Below are 1,371 nucleotides of genomic sequence, written 5' to 3'. Positions count from 1 at the left end.
CCGAGCGCACCATTCACGGCCTGTGGAACGCCATCGGCCGCATCCTCGACCTTTACCCGCCGCAGGAATGCGCCAACTACTTCGCCAACGCCGGTTACGATGCAGACTGATAGGAAACCGCTCTAGTCGTGCTCGAGCATCGCGACGGCCGACGTTCGCGAGCCATTCGCGCAGGATGGATCCCTCCACGAGGGTGGCAAGCCACAGCGCTTGGCCCACGGTCGGCCGTCCGAACGCAACGTGTCGAATCGCCTCGTGGGGTATCGATGCGACCTCGCAGCGTGTCAGCGTCTGAATGTTATGGTCTGCGATCTCCAGTATCGCACCAGAGATGCCGACCAGATCACCAGACATGTGGATGGAAACGATCTGCCGCGCCCCGTTCGTTACGATCTTCTGGCGAAGGCAAAACCAGACACCAGCAGGCAGGCCTTCGTGACCTTCTCACCTTTTCGGACTAGGTAATCGTGCGGCGCGAACGTTCTCACATCGTAGGGGAGCGCGAGCAACGCCTCGCGATCGCCATCCGCGAAGGTAACCCACCGTTCCAGCCGGCGCAGAAGGGGTGCGAGTGGTGAAGTCGTTCGACAGTGCATGACATTCTCCCGCCTATGGCGGGATGCTATGCCCAGCGCCAACGGCCAGAAACGGGTTGGCGATGCTTCGAGGATATCACTATCCATGCCCGAACGCGTCTCTTGTTTCCCCTGCAGCATTTTTTTCGACACAGCGTCTCACGTGATGTAGGTTGCTGCGCAGCTCTCCGTTTGAAGCTACGGTCGTTGACCATGCCCCACTACTTCTTCCACCTCTACAACGACCTGACCGTGTCGGACGATGAGGGATCCGACCTGCCCGGCATCGATGCCGCCCGTGAATACGCCATCAAAAGCATCCGCGGACTGATCTGCGAGGATGTGCATAAGGGGTGCGTCAACCTCCGTCACCGGATCGAGGTAGCCGATGCCAGCGGGGAATTACTTCTCACGATCACCTACGCCGAGGTCGTTGAAGTGCGAACCTGATCGTTAGGTTCGTGTCGGTGCGATTACCTCTTGCGGAGCGTTCGAGGCCGGTCGAAACGGCGCAGCGACCACTGCGTTCGCTTCATGACGATGCTCTCGATCACCCCGAGAAGATCGACGGAGACGGTGCCTCATACCAAGGCTCAGAGATCGTGACTCGGCGGGGCTTGCCAGGGTCAGCGCGCCCTGATTCAACATGGCAAACGGATTGGAGTTTGTCATGCCGATCGCGCTTCGCACCGATTTCGACGCTGCCTCTGTGAGGAAGGCGGCCCGCCACTCCAAGGACGGCGCACAAACCCGGCGCTTGCTCGCGCTGGCGGCAATCTATGATGGCGCGAGCCGG

General features: G+C 60.4%; 1 protein-coding gene. It reads left to right on the top strand.

Annotated elements, in window-relative coordinates:
• The first annotated feature begins 788 nt into the window (after positions 1–788).
• Positions 789–1,025, top strand: coding sequence for a DUF6894 family protein (locus FOY91_RS21305; protein ID WP_420822904.1), 237 nt, complete (start codon positions 789–791; stop codon positions 1,023–1,025).
• The last annotated feature ends 346 nt before the right edge of the window (positions 1,026–1,371 follow it).

This window comes from Alterirhizorhabdus solaris (assembly GCF_007785815.1).
In the GTDB taxonomy this organism is placed as follows: domain Bacteria; phylum Pseudomonadota; class Alphaproteobacteria; order Sphingomonadales; family Sphingomonadaceae; genus Alterirhizorhabdus; species Alterirhizorhabdus solaris.
Note: the sequence above shows the minus strand (reverse complement) of the source record. Positions and strands in the feature narration are given on the sequence as shown.

Coding starts and splice junctions, on each gene's coding strand:
- FOY91_RS21305 (WP_420822904.1), top strand. CDS start 789: ATGCCCCACTACTTCTTCCACCTCTACAACGACCTGACCGTGTCGGAC.